The 17271-nt window shown below is 61.5% G+C and carries 18 protein-coding genes; 15 read left to right on the top strand and 3 right to left on the bottom strand.

What is annotated here, in order from left to right:
* The first annotated feature begins 332 nt into the window (after positions 1-332).
* Positions 333-566 (top strand): hypothetical protein, encoded by a 234-nt coding sequence (locus EOC93_RS01815; RefSeq protein ID WP_095486403.1) that lies wholly within the window; start codon positions 333-335, stop codon positions 564-566.
* Between the two features lie 5 nt (positions 567-571).
* Entirely contained in the window at positions 572-967 is a 396-nt protein-coding gene (locus EOC93_RS01810; RefSeq protein WP_127203693.1) for a GFA family protein, read from the top strand.
* Between the two features lie 18 nt (positions 968-985).
* On the opposite strand, the gene EOC93_RS01805 is transcribed toward EOC93_RS01810, so the two are convergent.
* Positions 986-1345: a response regulator gene (locus EOC93_RS01805; protein ID WP_127203692.1), complete on the bottom strand. Its 360-nt coding sequence runs from the start codon at positions 1343-1345 to the stop codon at positions 986-988.
* Positions 1342-4443 (bottom strand): CheR family methyltransferase, encoded by a 3102-nt coding sequence (locus EOC93_RS01800; protein WP_206072973.1) that lies wholly within the window; start codon positions 4441-4443, stop codon positions 1342-1344. The genes EOC93_RS01805 and EOC93_RS01800 overlap by 4 nt, the downstream gene beginning before the upstream one ends.
* Positions 4444-4604: 161 nt before the next feature.
* Here EOC93_RS01800 and EOC93_RS33945 point away from each other — a divergent pair, with 161 nt between their 5' ends.
* Both EOC93_RS33945 and EOC93_RS01795 read left to right on the top strand, forming a co-directional pair.
* Entirely contained in the window at positions 4605-4802 is a 198-nt protein-coding gene (locus EOC93_RS33945) for a hypothetical protein (RefSeq protein WP_126103023.1), read from the top strand.
* A gap of 1 nt (position 4803) precedes the next feature.
* Positions 4804-5400, top strand: a complete 597-nt coding sequence (locus EOC93_RS01795; protein WP_164759014.1) for a response regulator — start codon at positions 4804-4806, stop codon at positions 5398-5400.
* A 190-nt stretch (positions 5401-5590) separates the two neighbouring features.
* Here the strand turns inward: EOC93_RS01795 and EOC93_RS01790 are convergent, their stop codons facing one another.
* Positions 5591-5863: a hypothetical protein gene (locus tag EOC93_RS01790; protein WP_095486399.1), complete on the bottom strand. Its 273-nt coding sequence runs from the start codon at positions 5861-5863 to the stop codon at positions 5591-5593.
* A gap of 277 nt (positions 5864-6140) precedes the next feature.
* Between EOC93_RS01790 and EOC93_RS01785 the strand changes: the two genes are divergently transcribed.
* The 11 genes from EOC93_RS01785 (at position 6141) to EOC93_RS01735 (ending at position 17261) form a co-directional block, all read left to right on the top strand.
* Complete coding sequence (locus EOC93_RS01785) at positions 6141-7247, top strand: NAD-dependent epimerase/dehydratase family protein (protein ID WP_095486398.1); 1107 nt, start codon at positions 6141-6143, stop codon at positions 7245-7247.
* On the top strand, positions 7244-8311 hold the full coding sequence (locus tag EOC93_RS01780; protein WP_095486397.1) for an NAD-dependent epimerase/dehydratase family protein: 1068 nt from the start codon (positions 7244-7246) through the stop codon (positions 8309-8311). The genes EOC93_RS01785 and EOC93_RS01780 overlap by 4 nt, the downstream gene beginning before the upstream one ends.
* On the top strand, positions 8308-9600 hold the full coding sequence (locus tag EOC93_RS01775; protein WP_095486396.1) for a TIGR04295 family B12-binding domain-containing radical SAM protein: 1293 nt from the start codon (positions 8308-8310) through the stop codon (positions 9598-9600). Before EOC93_RS01780 ends, EOC93_RS01775 begins: the two co-directional genes overlap by 4 nt.
* A gap of 23 nt (positions 9601-9623) precedes the next feature.
* Positions 9624-10685: a glycosyltransferase family 4 protein gene (locus EOC93_RS01770; RefSeq protein WP_164759013.1), complete on the top strand. Its 1062-nt coding sequence runs from the start codon at positions 9624-9626 to the stop codon at positions 10683-10685.
* A gap of 2 nt (positions 10686-10687) precedes the next feature.
* Positions 10688-11818, top strand: coding sequence for a glycosyltransferase (locus EOC93_RS01765; protein ID WP_095486608.1), 1131 nt, complete (start codon positions 10688-10690; stop codon positions 11816-11818).
* A complete protein-coding gene (locus tag EOC93_RS01760) occupies positions 11815-12909 on the top strand; it encodes a glycosyltransferase (RefSeq protein WP_095486394.1) in 1095 nt (364 codons plus the stop codon). Before EOC93_RS01765 ends, EOC93_RS01760 begins: the two co-directional genes overlap by 4 nt.
* The gene (locus EOC93_RS01755; RefSeq protein ID WP_127203691.1) at positions 12906-14015 is read left to right on the top strand and encodes a glycosyltransferase; all 1110 of its coding nucleotides are present in this window, start codon (positions 12906-12908) and stop codon (positions 14013-14015) included. Before EOC93_RS01760 ends, EOC93_RS01755 begins: the two co-directional genes overlap by 4 nt.
* A 23-nt stretch (positions 14016-14038) precedes the next feature.
* Positions 14039-15085, top strand: coding sequence for a UDP-glucuronic acid decarboxylase family protein (locus EOC93_RS01750; protein ID WP_095486606.1), 1047 nt, complete (start codon positions 14039-14041; stop codon positions 15083-15085).
* A 100-nt stretch (positions 15086-15185) separates the two neighbouring features.
* A complete protein-coding gene (locus EOC93_RS01745; protein WP_164759012.1) occupies positions 15186-15404 on the top strand; it encodes a hypothetical protein in 219 nt (72 codons plus the stop codon).
* Between the two features lie 160 nt (positions 15405-15564).
* Complete coding sequence (locus EOC93_RS01740; RefSeq protein WP_095486605.1) at positions 15565-16668, top strand: inositol-3-phosphate synthase; 1104 nt, start codon at positions 15565-15567, stop codon at positions 16666-16668.
* Positions 16665-17261, top strand: a complete 597-nt coding sequence (locus EOC93_RS01735) for a histidine phosphatase family protein (RefSeq protein WP_095486392.1) — start codon at positions 16665-16667, stop codon at positions 17259-17261. The genes EOC93_RS01740 and EOC93_RS01735 overlap by 4 nt, the downstream gene beginning before the upstream one ends.
* Positions 17262-17271: the final 10 nt, after the last annotated feature.

Raw genomic sequence — 17271 nt, 5'->3', positions numbered from 1 at the left:
GCGGGATTGCCGGGGGCGATTATGAAATCACCACAGCAAATGACTGATGGCGGCGAGAGGCCGGCAGATCGTCAGCCGCCGCTTTGGGCCGCCACGTCTGGCGCATAGTTGCCGTGCCATCAAGGCTGCGATTCCTCGCCAGCATCCAATTTAAGATTTACTGTAAACGTGCGAGCGGTACACCGCTTACCCTGCAGCATACGTTGGCACCGAAGAGGACACCTGAAGCTCCAGGCCGTGGAACTTCGCACCTTGCCGGCGGTTGAGATGTACGAGCTGTGGGCTAAGAACGAAACCATCCGTTCTTTCCGCCGCAGCAGGAAGGAGATCCCATGGCAAACACCACATCGAAGCCGGCAATCCGGCAAGTGAATGCCGACGGCTTGCGGCATCCAAGACGCGATGCCAACGAAACGGACGCGGGAGCGAAACCGCCGACGCCAAAAACCGCGGGAACATCGAAGCCATCGACCGCTCCGCTGGATAATCCGGTGGTGAACCGCAATGCCGGCGGGCCGCGCCAGTCGGGCACCACGCCGCGGCCGACAGACAAACCGCTGGACTGAAGGCGATGGCAGGGGTCGAACGGGACGGCGGTTGTCTGTGCGGCGCCGTTCGCTTCAAGGTGAGCGGCCCACCGTTGCGGGTCGGAATTTGCCACTGCCAGGATTGCCGCCGCGCCAGCGGCAGCTTTTTCACGCCGTTTGGCGTCTGGCCCATGTCAGCCTATGAAGGCAGCGGACAAATGAACACGTTCGCCAGACGCAGTTTCTGCCCGCAATGCGGTTCGCACATCGCCTGGCTGCGGGACAACGAGGCCGAGATCATGCTCGGCTCGCTCGATATGGCTCCCAGCAACCTCATTCCCGACTACGAACTGTGGGTACCGCGCCGTGAGAACTGGCTCATGGCATTGCCTTGGGCGGAGCAATTTGCCGGTGATCGCTTTCCGCCCTTCGATCCATGACGAGTCTCCTGAAACAAGCTAGGCCACCCTGACCAATTCAGCCAAGGCGCCCAGAATGGCAGCCTGATCTGCCGGCTTGCGAACAAATTTGAAGTTGGCGAAGGCTGATGGAACATCGCGCGGCCCAAATCCGGTCAGACACGCGAACGGGATGTGGCGGGTTTGCAGTTCTTCTGCGATCGCCAGGCTTGTTTCGCCATGCAGCTGAACATCCAGCAGCGCCACGTCGACATGATTTTGGCCGATAAGACGCAGGGCCGCCGCCACCGAAGGGGCCGGGCCGATCACCTGATGTCCCGAAGCGCGCAGACACGCAGCGATGTCCTCGGCGATGAGCCATTCATCCTCGACCACCAGAACGCGCAGCGGATCGCTCACGGCGTCTCTTTGCCCATCATCGGAAATGTGATCTGGACCTCAAGGCCGTCACGATTGAAGGCGGTCTCGACGTTTCCGCCTAGCCTGTAGCCGATCTCGCCCTGCAACAGGGAAAGCCCGAAGCCGTTTACTTCTGGCTTTCTGACGGGCGGCCCGTTCTTCTCGCGCCAGGCAAGCCTGAAAACGTCGCCGTCTGCCGACCACTTCAGCGCCACCCTGCCCTGCTGCTTCGACAGCGCGCCATATTTGGCGGCGTTGGTTGCCAGCTCATGAATGGCCATGCTGAGGGAAAGGCCCTGTTGCGGGCTAAGTTTCTCTTCAGCGCCGTCAAGCTCGAACCGGTCACTGCCGAAAGGTTCGAGTTCCTGCCGCAGCAGTTCGCTGATCGAGGCTTCTTTCCAGCGCTCCTTCGACAGCAGACCGTAAGCCCGCGACATGGCGTGCAAGCGACCGATCAGCGCTTCGGCGAACTCTTCCTTCGATTCCGAATTTTCGCGGGTGCGGTTGGCGATGCTGGCGACGACCGCCAGCATGTTCTTGACGCGGTGATTCAGCTCCGAAATGAGCACCTGGTTTTGCGTTTCCGCCTCGGCCAAGGTGGTGACGTCGACCAATGTGACCACGACGCCCTGGATTCTATTGTCCTTGTCGCGATACGGATTGATACGAACCATGTGAAACCGGCCCTGGTCGTCACGCGCCAGATGATGTTTCAGGGTCTCTCCGGTTTCGAACACGGCATCGATGTGCTGTTTTAGCTCGGGATAGTCGAGCTGGCTCGAAAGCTCGGTCAGTGGCCGGCCGACGTCGGAGGGACGTAGGCTGAAGAAAGGTGAGGCCGCCGGAGTAAAGGTCCGCACCACCAGATTGCGGTCGAGGAAAATGGTTGCGATCTGCGTGCTCTCGAACAGATTCCGCAAATCGCTGTTGGCGCGATCGAGTTCCTCTATCTTGCTGGTCAGCTCTGAATTGATGGTGTTGAGCTCCTCGTTGAGCGACTGCATCTCCTCCTTCGAAGCCTCAAGCTCCTCGTTGGTCGACTGCGCCTCCTCATTGACGGAGACGAGTTCCTCGTTCGACGATTTCACCTCTTCCAGCGCGGTTTCGTACTCCTCGATCGTCGATTGCAGTCGCTCGCGCGTCTCGCGCAGCTCCCGCTCGAGATCGGCAGCACCTTCGATATCACGGTCTTCGCGCCCCACATCCGACCGCGCCTGTGCTGGCCCGAACGGTTCGAACAGGACAAGATAAAGCTGTTCACGCTTGCCGAGTTCCGCCAGGGGCTCGACAGTGAGTTTGATCGACTGGACCGGTTCGTCGTCCTCATCGACGACGACATTCTCACGCACCACGGTGCGGCGAGTCGCGGCCGCTTCCCGCAAGGCCGCACGCAGGTCGAGCCTCAGCCCGCGGCGAGCCAAAGTCAGCACTTGCCGGCTCGGAATGCCCTGCGGCGCTTCGAGATATCTGCCTGTCCGGGCCGAATAGTAGACGACGTCGCCATCGCCATTGACCAGGACGTGCGGCGGCGCGAAACGCTCCAGCACCTGTGCCTCGACCGCCTGCCGAAGCGGGTAGCCGGCGGTTCCCTTCTTGGACCCCGTGCCTTCGGCCAGGAAGGCGCCCGAACGGGCGTCGCCGATCAGCGTCGGCAGCGTTATATGGGGCGAGGCATGTTCCCGCGCCTGAAAAATGCGCTGCTTCTTGTCGACCGTGGCGAAGAGGTTGTCGTGCTGACCCACGCTTTCGGACGTGCCGAGGAAAAGGTAACCGCCCGGCTTCAGCGCGTAGTGAAAGATCGGAATGACCCGGTTCTGGATGTTCGAGCCGAAATAGATCAGGAGGTTGCGGCATGAAACCATGTCCATGCGCGAAAAGGGCGGGTCGCGGACGACGCTGTGAGGCGAAAAGACGCACAGCTCCCGTACCTCGTTGGTAAGCACATAACTGTCGCCGTCGCTGCTGAAAAAACGCTGCTTGCGTTCGGGCGAGAGCCCCTGCAGCAATGCCGCCGGGTAACGCGCTGCGCGCGCCACCGCGAGCGCCGGCTCATCGATATCAGTCGCAAATATCTGGACGCGCGGCACAACCGAAAGTGTCTCCATGTGTTCGCGCATCAGCATGCCGATGGAGAACACCTCCTCGCCGGTGGCGCAGCCAGGCACCCAGATCCTGACCGCATCGCTGGCAGTCTTGCCCTCGAAAAGCTGCGGTACGATCTTCTCCTCAAGCAGCTTGAAAGCGTCGGGGTCACGGAAAAAATCGGTGACGTTGATCAAAAGATCGCGGAAGAGGTCCGTCACCTCGCGAGGGTCTTTCTTCAGCCATTCGACATAGTCAGCAATTGACTGAAGCTGTGCGATCTGCATGCGCCGTTTTACGCGACGCAGGAATGTCTTGGACTTGTACCCGGAGAAGTCGTGGCCGGAATGACCGCGCAGAATGCCGTAGATTTCCTCGCGCAGCCGACCGATGTCTCCCGTGCCGTGCTCGCCGCCGTCGTCGGCAATCCCGTTCAGCAGATCGAAGCTGCGGGCGAATCCCTCCAGCTTCGCACCGATGCGCTCCGCGGGCGCCGCTATATCGATCAGTCCGCTGGAAATCGCACTTTTCGGCATGTCGGGGTTGCGCGGACCGTAGCCGTTGGGGGCCTGGGCGACCGTCAGTCCGCCGCGTTCCTTGATCGCCTTTGCGCCCAGCGTGCCGTCCGAATCGCCGCCCGACAAAATGACCCCGACCGCATATTCGCCCTGGTCCTCGGCAAGCGCGCTGAAGAAGATGTCGATCGGCTTGCGCTCGCGGTTGAACACGTTCGACGGCCGCAGATGCAGCACCCCCTTCTCGATCGTGAGAACGACGTTTTGCGGCATCACGTAAATGTGGTCGGATAGGACGGTGGTGCCATCCTCTACGACGACAACCGGCAGCCGCGTATAACGCCCGACCACCTCGTGAAGCAGGCTTTCGCGCCCGGGACTGAGATGGGTCACGATGACGAACGCCATGCCGGGCTGGCCGCTGATGCCTTTGAACAGACCCTCCATTGCGGGAATGCCGCCGGCTGACGCGCCGACGCCCACAATGGGAAATCTCTTCATCTGGGATGTCACCGCAAGCCCTCGGTTGAACAGCCTAGACGACAAAGCCGCCAATCGACCCAAAACCCGCAACCGGGCTGAACGCCAGCATACAACGTGCAAGAGGGCCGGAACAAGTCCGTGCAGACGGCGTTAACGTCGGGACTTTTGTGGAAACTTCAATGTCAAAACGCACACCTGACCTAAAGCTGACAAAACAAACGCTGTTGCACTCTTCGGATTTGCTGGGTTTGCCGGGAAATGAATCCATTCCGCCGCGCATGCTGGTTTTGGCCAAACGATTGCAGGCAGCCTTGCAGCAACATTCTGAACAAGCCCCCACTGACAATCGGAAATCTCGCTCGAAGAAAGGTCGATGAGGTGCGCGACCTGCAAGGTTTGCACATCCTGATCGTCGAAGACGATTGGCTATTGGCCGGCGATCTTGCGAGATACTTCGGCAATATGGGCGCGGTCGTCCTCGGCCCTGCGGCGACAGTCGAGCAGGCGTCTACGCATACCGATACGGCTGAGGCCGCGATCCTTGACGTCAATCTCAACGGCCGGCGGGTGTTTCCGATCGCCGACGAACTGATGCGCCGCGGCGTGCCTTTCGTCTTTTTCAGCGGTGACGAGGACATCGTCATTCCGGAACGTCTGCGTCACGCCAGCAATCTTCGAAAATCGTCGGATAGCTACGCAATCTTTGACGCCTTGTTTCCTCCGGAACGATCCGCCTTGGCGGGTCGCCCTCCCGTGAACTTGTCCGACAATGTATTTTCACTTCTGCCGAAGCTCAGGCTCGCGGCGCGTCTGCTTCTTGGCGACGTGGGCGCTTCCGACCGGCTGGTCGAGCGAACGCTGGAGAGCGCCATCGGCGAGATCGACAGAAGGCGGGTCGGCGTGTCGACCGAAGATTGGCTGAACGGTATTATGCGAAGTGTCGCAAGATCGAGCGGAACGAGCCTGTTGCACTGAAGCGCGACCGATCGGCAACGACCGAGGCCCTGATCTCTCTGATTTGTACTGTTGAGTCCGAATAAGACCGCTCCATATTTGACAAACGGCTCCGAAAAAGCATGCAAACACAATGATCTGGAGTGAACCTCTCCATCAAAACGCAAGGTGACCTAAGAGCTACCGAGGGACCATTGACGTAGAAGCCCTATCAGCCGCTCTGGTTACGCTCGATGAATTTGTTGAACCGGCTTGTTTTTCCGCCGCCGGTTTCGTCCTGGTAGAGGAAGGCCAGATCGTTCTGGTCGAAAATCCGGAAGAACTCGTCCCATTCGATGGCTTCGAACTCCTCCTCGGGCTCGCCAAAATCGATCCGCAGGATGCCGCCCTCGCCTCTGGTTCGTACAACCGCAGGTCGGCCACCCCGATCTTGGGCCCACTGGCGGATCTCGTCGTGATTGGTGGTTGTCTTCGATTCAGACATTGAAATCTCCTTTCGATCCTGTGGGCGTCCCGGCCAGGCCTAGCTTGGTGTGCGCGTCTCGCTCGATGACAACTAACTACCTGTCTGCTGCTTCCGATTACGGCCAGATGAGCGCCTAACCCCAAACGAGCTGCAATGTTCCAGCGCAGGCCCAAGGCCTGTTCGCGATGCGTTCACCTCGGTGTGAGGGACCCCAAACCATCTTTGTTGAAGGAGAGGGAACAAACCTTTTGTCAAACAGTTCGGGGCGCCAAGGCCATCTGCACAAGGAGTTGTCGTGGAACGCATACTGGTTACCGGGGGCTGCGGTTTCATCGGCCGCCACGTCGTCCAGGAACTCGTCGAACATGGTTATGCCGTCTGCATTCTCGATGCGCTGCTGGAACAGGTGCACGGCGGCGAGGCGATCAGCCTGCCGGCGGGAGCCGAACTGATCAAGGGCGATGTTCGCGATCGCGACGCTGTCGCCGAGGCGCTCCAGGGCGTCGACGCCGTCATCCATCTGGCGGCCGAGGTCGGCGTCGGCCAGTCCATGTACGAGATCGCCCGCTATGTCGGCGCAAACGACCTCGGCACCGCCACACTGCTTGAAGCACTGATCAAACATCCGGTTGAGCGGATCGTTGTCGCCTCATCGATGAGCGTCTATGGCGAGGGCCTCTACGGCACGCCGGACGGTCGGCGCGTCGACAATGCACGGCGCCAGCCGAGCGACATCAAGAGCGGCCAATGGAACCCGCTGTCGGCGGCGAATGAAAGCCTGTCGCCGCTGCCGACGGACGAGGAAAAGCCGGTCGATCTCGCCTCGATCTATGCGCTGACGAAATATGCCCAGGAGCGCGCCGTGCTGATCTTCGGCGAGGCCTATGGCGTCGACGCAGTGGCGCTGCGCCTGTTCAACGTCTTCGGCGCCGGACAGGCGCTTTCAAACCCGTATACCGGCGTTTTGGCGAACTTCGCCTCACGGCTCGCCAACGGCCAGAGGCCGATGATCTTCGAAGATGGCGAGCAGAAACGGGATTTCGTCCATGTGCGCGACATTGCCCACGCCTTCCGCCTGGCATTGGAACAACGCCAGGCGCGCGGCCACGTCATCAACATCGGCAGCGGGCGTGCCTATGCCATCAGCGAGGTCGCGCGGCTGCTCGCCGACGCAATGGGTGTGCCGGACCGTCAGCCTGAAATCCTAGGCAAAGCGCGTGCCGGCGATATCCGCAACTGCTTCGCCGACATCTCCAAGGCGCGTGAATTGCTTGGATTTGAGCCGCGGCAGCTGTTGGAGCATTCACTCGATGAGTTCGTCGCGTGGGTGCGCAATACGGTCGCCATCGACCGCGGCGCCGACATGAGACGGGAACTCGAAGAGCGGGGACTGGTGTCATGAGACCCGATGGTTTTCGCGAAGCGCCGGTTACCATCGTCGGCGGCAGTGGCTTCATCGGTTCGAACCTCGCCGACAGCCTGTTGTCGGATGGAATGCCGGTACTGGTCATCGACAATCTCAGCCGTCCAGGCGTTGAGCAGAATCTGGCTTGGCTGGCCCAGAAGCACGGGAATCAACTTGCCGTGGAAACCGCCGATGTCCGGAATGCGGACGTTCTGGCGCCGCTTGTGGCGCATTCCAGGGCGATATTCCATCTAGCCGCCCAGACCGCCGTCACCACGAGCCTCGTCCAGCCAAGCGAAGATTTCGACATCAATCTTCGCGGGACATTCAACATCCTGGAAGCGGCCCGCCGGAGCGGCAAGCGCATCCCTGTGATCTTCGCCAGCACCAACAAGGTCTATGGCGGCCTGCCCGACGTCGCCGTGCGCGAAGAAGACGACCGGTGCGTGCCCTGCGATGCCGGCATCCGAGCCAACGGCATAGACGAGACCTGCGGCCTCGATTTCTGCACGCCCTATGGTTGCTCCAAAGGCGCGGCGGATCAATATGTGCTCGACTATGCCAGGTCGTACGACCTGCCTACGGCGGTCCTGCGCATGAGCTGCATCTATGGACCGCGCCAGTTCGGCACGGAAGACCAGGGCTGGGTCGCGCATTTTCTGCTCAGCGCGCTTTCCGGCCAGCCGATCACGATCTACGGCAACGGCAAGCAAGTGCGCGACATCCTTCATGTCTCCGATGCGGTTGCGGCCTATCGCGGGGCACTTGCCCGGATCGAGGACATCAGGGGCAAAGCATTCAATCTCGGCGGCGGACCGAACAACGCCGTCAGCCTGCGCATGCTGCTCAAGGAGATCGGCGAACTGACCGGTCGCAAGCTTTCGATCCTCTACGACCGGGAACGTACCGGCGACCAGCCCTTCTTTGTCGCCGATACCCGCAAGATAGAAGCGACGCTCGGCTGGAAAGCGCATGTCTCGTGGCGCGACGGTATCCGTGACCTCGCCGATTGGCTGCAGCATCATCGCCTCGAACCTGAAGCAGCGAGGTACGTGGCATGAAAGTCGCCCTGGTCAATCCGTTCTGGACATATGAGGACAGTATCTATTTCGGCTGCCGCCAGCCGCATCTGCCGCTGGAACTGGGCTACTCGAAAGCCCTGCTGGAGGCCGACGGCCATAAGGTGCTGATGCTGGACGGGCAAATCCAGAAGCTGGACAACGCGGCACTTGCCGATCGCGTCGCCGCCTTCGCACCGGCCATGACCGTCGTCAGCACGGCGCCGACCTATCTGTTCTGGCGTTGCGCGCCGCCCGAGCTGCGCGTGCCTGCCGAATTCCTCAACTGCCTCGCGGGGCGCGGCGGCCGCACCGTCGCTGTCGGACCGCACGGCTCGGCGACGCCGGCGCCGACGCTGCGCAAGCTCGGTGTCGACGTCGTCGTGCGCGGCGAATGCGAAGAAATCGTCGCGGAACTCGCCCGCCGTGACGATTGGAGCGCGGTGCCCCACACCGCTCATCTCCACGAGGGAAAACTCGTCGGCAATGGCGGCGTCCACGCCAGTTCCTTTGTCGGTCATCCGGCTCTCAAATGGCCGTCCGACTGGATTGCCGCCCATTCGCACCACCATCACCGGTTCGACGACAACCAGGTGGGTTTCGGAGCGGAGGTCGAGGCCTCGCGCGGCTGCCCCTACAATTGCAGCTTCTGCGCCAAGATCGATTTCCGCGACGCCTACCGCCGCAGGAACCACGATGCGGTCATGGCGGAGATCGACCGCCTGATCGGACAGGGCGTCGGCTACATCTACTTCATCGACGAGATCTTCCTGCCGCAGAAGGCACTGCTGGAGGCATTGGTCGACCGCAACGTCAAGTTCGGCGTGCAGACCCGCATCGATCTTTGGAAGCCGGAGCTCCTCGAATTGCTGGGTGCCGCCGGCTGTGTTTCGATCGAGGCCGGCCTCGAAAGCCTGACCGTGGAGGGCCGGGCCATGCTGGCGAAGCGTTGCCGGCTGGGCACCGAGGAACTGGCTGCGCTGCTGGTCAACGCACGACGTCACGTTCCGTTCGTCCAGGCCAATCTGATCGGCGTGGTCGAGGATGATCCCGCTCTGGTCGATCACTGGCGCAAGCACCTCATCGACCGCGGTGTGTGGGCCAATGAACCGGTGCCGCTCTATCCCTACCCCAGTTCGCCCAGCTATCGCGAGATCTGGGGCGAGCCCGACGATCTCGCCTGGGAGCGCGCCCATGAGCATTACCTGGCCTCGTTCCGGACATTCAGCGACATCCAGGAGAAGCGTCCTCGTGCACTGGCCGAGTTGGAGGCTACATGTTGCAGTCACTGATCCGGCGCTCGCGGCGAATCCTGATGACCGTCGACGCTGTCGGCGGTGTCTGGCGCTACGCGCTTGATCTGGCGCGGGAGCTGGCCCACGGCGGCGACAGCATCGTGCTCGCCGGATTAGGCCCGGAGCCGTCCGAGGAGCAGGCGAAGGAGGCGCAGGCTTTCGCGGCCCTGGCGTGGCTCAAGACACCGCCGGACTGGATGACCCGGAATGAGCACGATCTGGAAATGTTGCCGCAGGAACTGCGCGCACTTGTTCGTGATTACGCAATCGACCTCGTCCATGTCAATGCGCCGACGCAGGCCGTGGGACTTGATGTGCCGTGCCCGGTCGTAGCGGTCTCGCATTCATGCGTTGTGACGTGGCTCCACGCCGTCAGGGGACAGACTGTGGACGGCGCATGGGGCTGGCAGAAGGATCGCAACAGACGCGGTTTCGATTGGGCAAATGCGGTAATCGCCCCCAGCCGCAGCCATGCCAACATGCTCGAAGCCTGCTACGGGCCGATCGCCGGCCTGAGCGTTGTCAGCAATGGCACGCGGCAGGGTCCAAAAGCAGAGAGGCGGGAAGCGGTGGTTCTCGCCGCCGCGCGCTGGTGGGATGAAGGAAAGAACGCAGCTACGCTGGACCAAGCGGCATCGCTGACGAAATGGCCGGTCTTCGCTGCCGGGCCGCTGCAGAGCGCCGATGGGCAACGCGCCAATTTCAGCAGCGTCATCCCTCTGGGCTCTGTCTGCCACGATGAGGTGCGTCTGTTGATGGCGCGGGCCGGCATCTTCGTGTCGCCGTCCGTCTACGAACCCTTCGGCCTTGCCGCGCTGGAGGCATCCACATCGGCTACACCTCTGGTGCTTGCCGACATCCCAACCTATCGCGAATTGTGGGACGGCGTGGCCATGTTCTACGACGCCCACGATCCACGCGATCTCGCCAGATGCATCGATTATCTCTCATACGACGCCCAGTATAGGCGCCGGCTCGGCGAAGCCGCCGCACGCCGGGCGCGCAAGTTTTCACCGGCAAGACAAGCGGCCGCCATGCACGACATCTACGATCGGGCCGCCCTGGCCGTTGCGGAACGCTGATGATGCGGTTTGTGTTCTATACCCATTCCGTCGTTTCCGACTGGAACCACGGCAACGCACATTTCCTGCGCGGCATCATGCGGGAGCTCGTTGCACGCGGGCACCAGGCGATCGCGCTGGAGCCGGCGGACGGCTGGAGCCGTTCGAACCTGCTGGCAGAGAAAGGGCCCTTCGCGATCGAGCGCTTCAGGAAGGATTTTCCGGAGCTGATGCCGGTAACCTACGACGCCTCCTTCGATCATGAAACCTGGATTGCCGACGCCGATGTGGTGATCGTGCACGAATGGACGGACCCGGCGCTCGTCGCGCGCATCGGCAGGGCCAAGGCCAACGGAGGCGGCTTCACGCTTCTGTTCCATGACACCCACCATCGCGCCGTCTCGGCGACGCAGGCGATCTCGGCTCTGCGGCTGGAGCATTATGACGGCGTGCTCGCCTTCGGCGAAGCGTTGCGGGAAAGCTATCTTCGCGCCGGCTGGGGCAAACGTGCCTTCACCTGGCACGAAGCGGCGGATGCATGCCTGTTCAAACCGCACCCGGAGATCGACCCTACATCCGACGTGATCTGGATCGGCAACTGGGGCGACGACGAGCGCAGTGCCGAAATCAAGGAATTCCTGATCGATCCGGTGGAACAACTTGGCCTGAGCGGCACTGTCCATGGCGTGCGCTATCCACGCGAAGCGCTCGCCGATCTTGCCGCCGCCGGCCTGGGTTACGAAGGCTGGATTGCCAATGCCGACGTGCCCAAGGCATTCGCGGCGCATCGCGTTACCGTCCATATTCCGCGGCGTCCCTATCGGGAGAGCCTGCCCGGAATCCCGACGATCCGCATGTTCGAAGCGCTCGCCTGCGGCATCCCGCTCGTTTCGGCGCCTTGGGCCGACGTCGAACAACTCTTCAGGCCAGGTATCGACTTCCTTTTCGCGCGCGACGGAGCCGAGATGGGCCGTCATCTTCGCGACGTGCTGGACGATGCTGACCTGGCCGCCTCCCTCGTGAAATCCGGCCTCGAAACCATCCGGACGCGACACACGTGCCGGCACCGGGCGGACGAGTTGTTCGACGTACTCGCCGAATGCGGCAGCCGCCAAGCCATCGATTCCATCGCCGTAGAGGAGACAGTCGTATGAAGATTGCATTTTATGGATCGAGCCTGCTGTCGTCCTATTGGAACGGCGCGGCGACCTATTATCGCGGATTGCTCAAGGCTCTTTCCCAGCTCGGTTACGAGATCACCTTCTATGAACCGGACGTCTACGACAGGCAGAAGAACCGCGATATCGAGGCACCGGACTGGTGCCATGTCGTCATCTACGAGGCGACCCCGCATGCGCTGATGCAGGTGGCAGCAAGCGCCGGCGAAGCCGACATCGTCGTCAAGGCGAGCGGGGTAGGCTTCGAGGACGAGGCGCTGCTGCGCGCGGTGCTCGACCATGCCCGCTCCGATGCGCTGACAGTGTTCTGGGATGTCGACGCACCGGCCACTCTGGGCCAGTTGCGCGACGAGCCGGACCATCCCCTGCACCGCGCGTTGCGGGAGATCGACCTTGTCCTCACCTATGGCGGCGGAGATCCGGTCGTATGGGCCTATCGTGCGCTGGGGGCGGCCGAGTGCGTGCCGATCTACAATGCGCTCGATCCCGAAACGCATCATCCTGTCGCGAAGGATGCGCGGTTCGCTTGTGACCTCGCCTTTCTCGGCAACCGCCTGCCGGACCGTGAAGCGCGCGTCGAAGCCTTCTTCCTCGATCCGGCCAGCCGTTCGCGCGATCAGCGTTTCCTGCTCGGCGGATCGGGTTGGGGTGACAAGCAGCTTCCGGCAAATGTTGCATGGCTCGGCCACGTCGGCACGCGCGATCACAATGCGTTCAACGTCACATCCAAGGCGGTGCTGAACATCAGCCGCGACAGCATGGCCGCCAATGGTTTTTCACCTGCCACACGCGTCTTCGAGGCTGCGGGTGCCGGCGCATGCCTCATCACCGACGCCTGGCTCGGCGTCGAATTGTTCCTGGTCCCTGGCGAAGAGATCCTGGTGGCGCGCGACGGCGACGATGTCGCCGAAATCATGCGGACCCTCACACCCCGGCGGGCAAAGGCGATCGGCGCAGCTGCGCTTCGGCGTGTTCTCGCCGAGCATACCTACGCGTTAAGGGCAGCTGTGGCCGACGCTGTCTTCAGGCGCCATTTCGAGCGCCCCACCGTGGAGGCAGCGGAATGACCAAGCGGCTCGATATCGTCTTTCTTGGCCTGTCTTTGTCCTCTTCATGGGGAAACGGCCACGCCACGACCTTTCGCGGGTTGCTGAAGGGCCTGCACGAGCTCGGCCATCGCGTCACCTTCCTCGAGCGCGACGTACCGTGGTACGCAAGCCATCGCGATCTGCGCGACCCGGACTTCTGCACGTTGCGCTACTACGAAACGACGAACGATCTTCGTCGCACCTATGCTCGCTGCCTGCAGCAGGCCGATATCGTGGTGGTTGGGTCCTTCGTCCCGGAGGGGCGCGCAGTCGTCGACATCGTTGCGTCCCTGTGCACGGGCCAGTTCTGCTTTTACGACATCGACACGCCAGTCACGTTGGCAAAGCTCGCCGCGGATGATTGCGACTACATATGCCGACGGCAGATTCCGTATTTCGACGTCTATTTCTCATTCGCCGGCGGGCCAACGCTCGCCCGTTTGGCGGCGGACTTCGGTGCACGGCGCGCCGAGCCGCTCTACTGCTCCGTCGACCCGGAGCGGCATCGCCGAACGGCCGATCCGATCTGCTGGGACCTTGGTTATCTCGGCACCTACAGCTCGGACCGGCAGGCGACCCTGGATGCACTCCTGCTTGAACCGGCAAGACGCATGCCGGACCGCCACTTCGTCGTGGCCGGCTCGCAATTCCCGTCCGAGACCGTCTGGCCGAGCAATGTCGATCGCATCGAGCACTTGCCGCCGGCGGACCACGCCGCCTTCTACAGCCGCCAGCGCTACACGTTGAACGTCACGCGCAGCTCCATGATAGCGGCTGGATGGTCTCCCAGCGTACGTCTCTTCGAGGCGGCTGCCTGTGGCACGGCCATCATCAGCGATCGCTGGACAGGTCTGGATAGCTTCTTTCCGACAGCCACGATCAACACGGCCAGCCAAGCCGAAGACGTGATCGACATCCTATCCAGGCAGTCCGACCGCGCCAGGCTGGCTATGGCCAAGCGGGCACGCGAAACGATCCTGGCAGCACATACCGGCGCCGCGAGAGCCCGTGAATTCGTTTCGCTGCTGGCGCGGCCAAGATCGGCACGTCCGGCCCTCGATCTGGACATTGAAAGTGCAGCATGACTGGCAGACAGGAGAAAATAGAGATGCGGCAATCAAGAAGGACGCAACGGACCAGGACGGCGCTTGTCGCCGGCGGCGCGGGTTTCCTCGGTTCGCATCTTTGCGAAACACTGCTTCAGGCCGGGTATCGTGTGATCTGTGTGGACAATTTCCTTACCGGTCGGATGGAAAACATCATCTCGATCGTGGACCGTCCTCGTTTCCGCTTGATCGAGCAGGATATCTGCCGACCATTGGATCTTACTGAGCCTGTGGACCGCATTTTCAACCTTGCGTGCGCCGCGTCACCGCCGCGCTACCAAGCCGATCCGGTTCACACCACGCGAACCTGCGTGATCGGAACGCTAAATCTGCTTGAGCTCGCCGCCCAAAACAGTGCGCGCTTTCTGCAGGCATCGACAAGCGAAGTGTATGGCGATCCCGAACAGCACCCGCAAAGGGAAGACTATGTCGGTCACGTGAACTGCACCGGTCCGCGCGCCTGTTATGATGAGGGCAAACGAACCGCAGAAACCTTGTGCTTCGACTATTTGAGAACCGAAATGGCCGACATCCGGGTCGCCCGCATCTTCAACACCTATGGTCCGCGGATGGATCCTGCCGACGGCCGGATCGTCTCGAACCTGGTGATGCAGGCCCTCGAGAGGAGACCACTGACGATATTCGGCGACGGGCTGCAGACCAGATCGTTCTGCTACGTCTCCGATCTGGTTGACGGTCTGGTCCGCCTTATGAATATCGATTCGAATCCGCGCCAACCGGTCAATTTGGGCAATCCCGGGGAATTCACCGTCCTTCAACTGGCCGGATTGGTGAGAGATATGACCCATAGCAAGTCGGCCTTCAAATTCCTGCCACTGCCGCAAGACGACCCTCGCCGGCGGCAACCGGACATTTCCCGAGCAGAAACCCTTCTCAATTGGTCGCCAAAGGTGCCGCTCAGGCAAGGCCTGATGCAGACGATCAGCTACTTTACGGAGCTTGAAGCCAGCCGGAGCGAGGATCGAATTTCCCCGATTGCAACAAGCGTGAGGTCCGCTTCGGGCCGACTGCAAAACCTGCCCGCCTGAAGTCAGGAAGGGCTGTGCGCTCGGGTATGGTCGTGGTGATACCGCGACCAACACGGGCTTCATTTTTTCTCATTGGGGGAACATCCAGCCGAGCTCGCCGTTGGGCGATGATACCGGCATGGAGAACGGACCCGTGCATCGAAAACGATCCGCCAAGGACATCGAGCAAATGGCCGCAAGGGAAACGGCTGCCTTTCTGAGACGTGCCTCAATCACCTACCTTGAATGCTGTGTGAGCCTGATGATGACGCATCTTGAACGCGAGGAGGTGGTCACCATCCTGGAAAAAGAAGCGGATATGCTGCGAAGGCTCGACTGAGGCTTGCGGCGCCCAGGCATCGATCGGCTCAGCCTCAAACACAGCGCGCAGTTGTCATCTCGCCGTAACGTTCGTGATTTTTCCAGGTCGCAAGGAACATTCCTGGCAACTGGCAGTTCGGCGCGAGGAACTTACCTTCAACAGCGATGGCGGCAGTTTCGTGGGATCGAAAAAGGTACGGATTGGAATAGCCGGCGTCGGCAATTGCGCGTCTTCCCTTGTCCAGGGCCTCTCATATTATCGGGACGCCAGAGGTAATGAGCGGATACCCGGCCTTATGCATGCCGATCTCGGCGGCTATCACGTCGATGACATCGAAGTGGTCTGTGCTTTCGACGTCGCTAAGGGCAAAGTTGGGCGAGATGTGGCGGAAGCCATATACAATCCACCCAATAATACCTTCCGCTTTGCCGATGTCGCAGCAACCGGCGTTCGCGTCGAGCGCGGACCAACGCTCGACGGCATCGGCAAGTATCTGCGCGATGAGATCGAGGAGGCAGAAGAGCCGGTCGCGAATATCAGCGCGCTGCTTCGGGAAAGCGGCGCTGACGTATTGGTCTCATATCTGCCGGTCGGCTCGGAAGAGGCTACGCGTTTTTATGCCGAGTGCGCGCTCGAGGCCGGCTGCGCCTTCGTCAACTGCATACCGGTTTTTATTGCGTCGCGGCCGGAATGGCGCCAACTCTTCGAACAGCGTGGCCTGCCATTGATCGGCGACGACATCAAAAGCCAGGTCGGCGCGACAATCGTGCACCGGTTGCTCGCCAATCTGTTCCGCGAGCGCGGCGTCCGCATCGACCGCACCTATCAGCTGAATTTCGGCGGCAACACCGACTTCCTCAACATGCTGGAACGCGAGCGGCTGGAATCGAAGAAGATCTCGAAGACACAATCCGTAACCAGCCAGCTCGACGTTCCCCTGGAGGCCGGCAACATCCATGTCGGCCCCAGCGACCATGTGCCTTGGCTCACCGATCGAAAATGGGCCTACATCCGCGTCGAAGGCACGACGTTCGGCGGCGTGCCGCTGAATGCAGAGCTCAAGCTGGAAGTGTGGGATTCGCCCAACTCGGCCGGAGTCGTGATCGACGCTGTGCGCTGCGCCAAGCTGGCGCTTGACCGCGGCATCGCGGGAGCGCTGACCGGCCCCTGCAGCTATTTCATGAAGTCGCCGCCCGAGCAATTCACCGATGCCGAGGCACGCCTGCGCACGCTCTCTTTCATCGCCGGAAGGGACGAGCCGATGCTCGATGCCGCGGAATGACGACGACGTTCTTCTTGATCCGCCATGCGGCGCACGACAATGTCGGCGACTATCTTGCCGGACGTATGGCCGGAATTTGCCTTGGCGAAACCGGCAAGGCACAAGCCTCGCGCCTGGCCAGCCATATGGCGTCAGAGCCACTCGCAGCCATCTGTTGCAGCCCGCGCGAACGAACACTGGAAACCGCAAAACCGATCGCAATCGCCTGCAGTCCCGACAAGATCACAATCTGCCAAGAGCTCGATGAGATCGACTTCGGCGCGTGGTCGGGAAAGACGTTCGAAGAGTTGAACCAGGACGCCGACTGGCGGGTGTGGAACAGTCAACGTCAGCAGGCGAGGACGCCGGGCGGCGAGACCATGCTGGACGTCCAGCAACGTGTCATCTCGCTGATGCAGCAGCTTCGCAAACGCTATCAGAACCAGTCCGTGGCGCTGGTCAGCCATGCCGACGTGATCAAGGCCGCCGTCTGCAAGGTGCTCGGCTTGCCGCTGGGAGATTGTTTTCGCTTCGACATCGACCCCGCTTCGATCACCACGATCGTATCCGGTGACTGGGGCTCCAAGCTGATCCGATTAAACGAAGCCGCCTGACGAGGACTGC

The sequence above is a fragment of the Mesorhizobium sp. M6A.T.Ce.TU.002.03.1.1 genome, assembly GCF_003997275.1.
Classification (GTDB): domain Bacteria; phylum Pseudomonadota; class Alphaproteobacteria; order Rhizobiales; family Rhizobiaceae; genus Mesorhizobium; species Mesorhizobium mediterraneum.
Note: the sequence above shows the minus strand (reverse complement) of the source record. Positions and strands in the feature narration are given on the sequence as shown.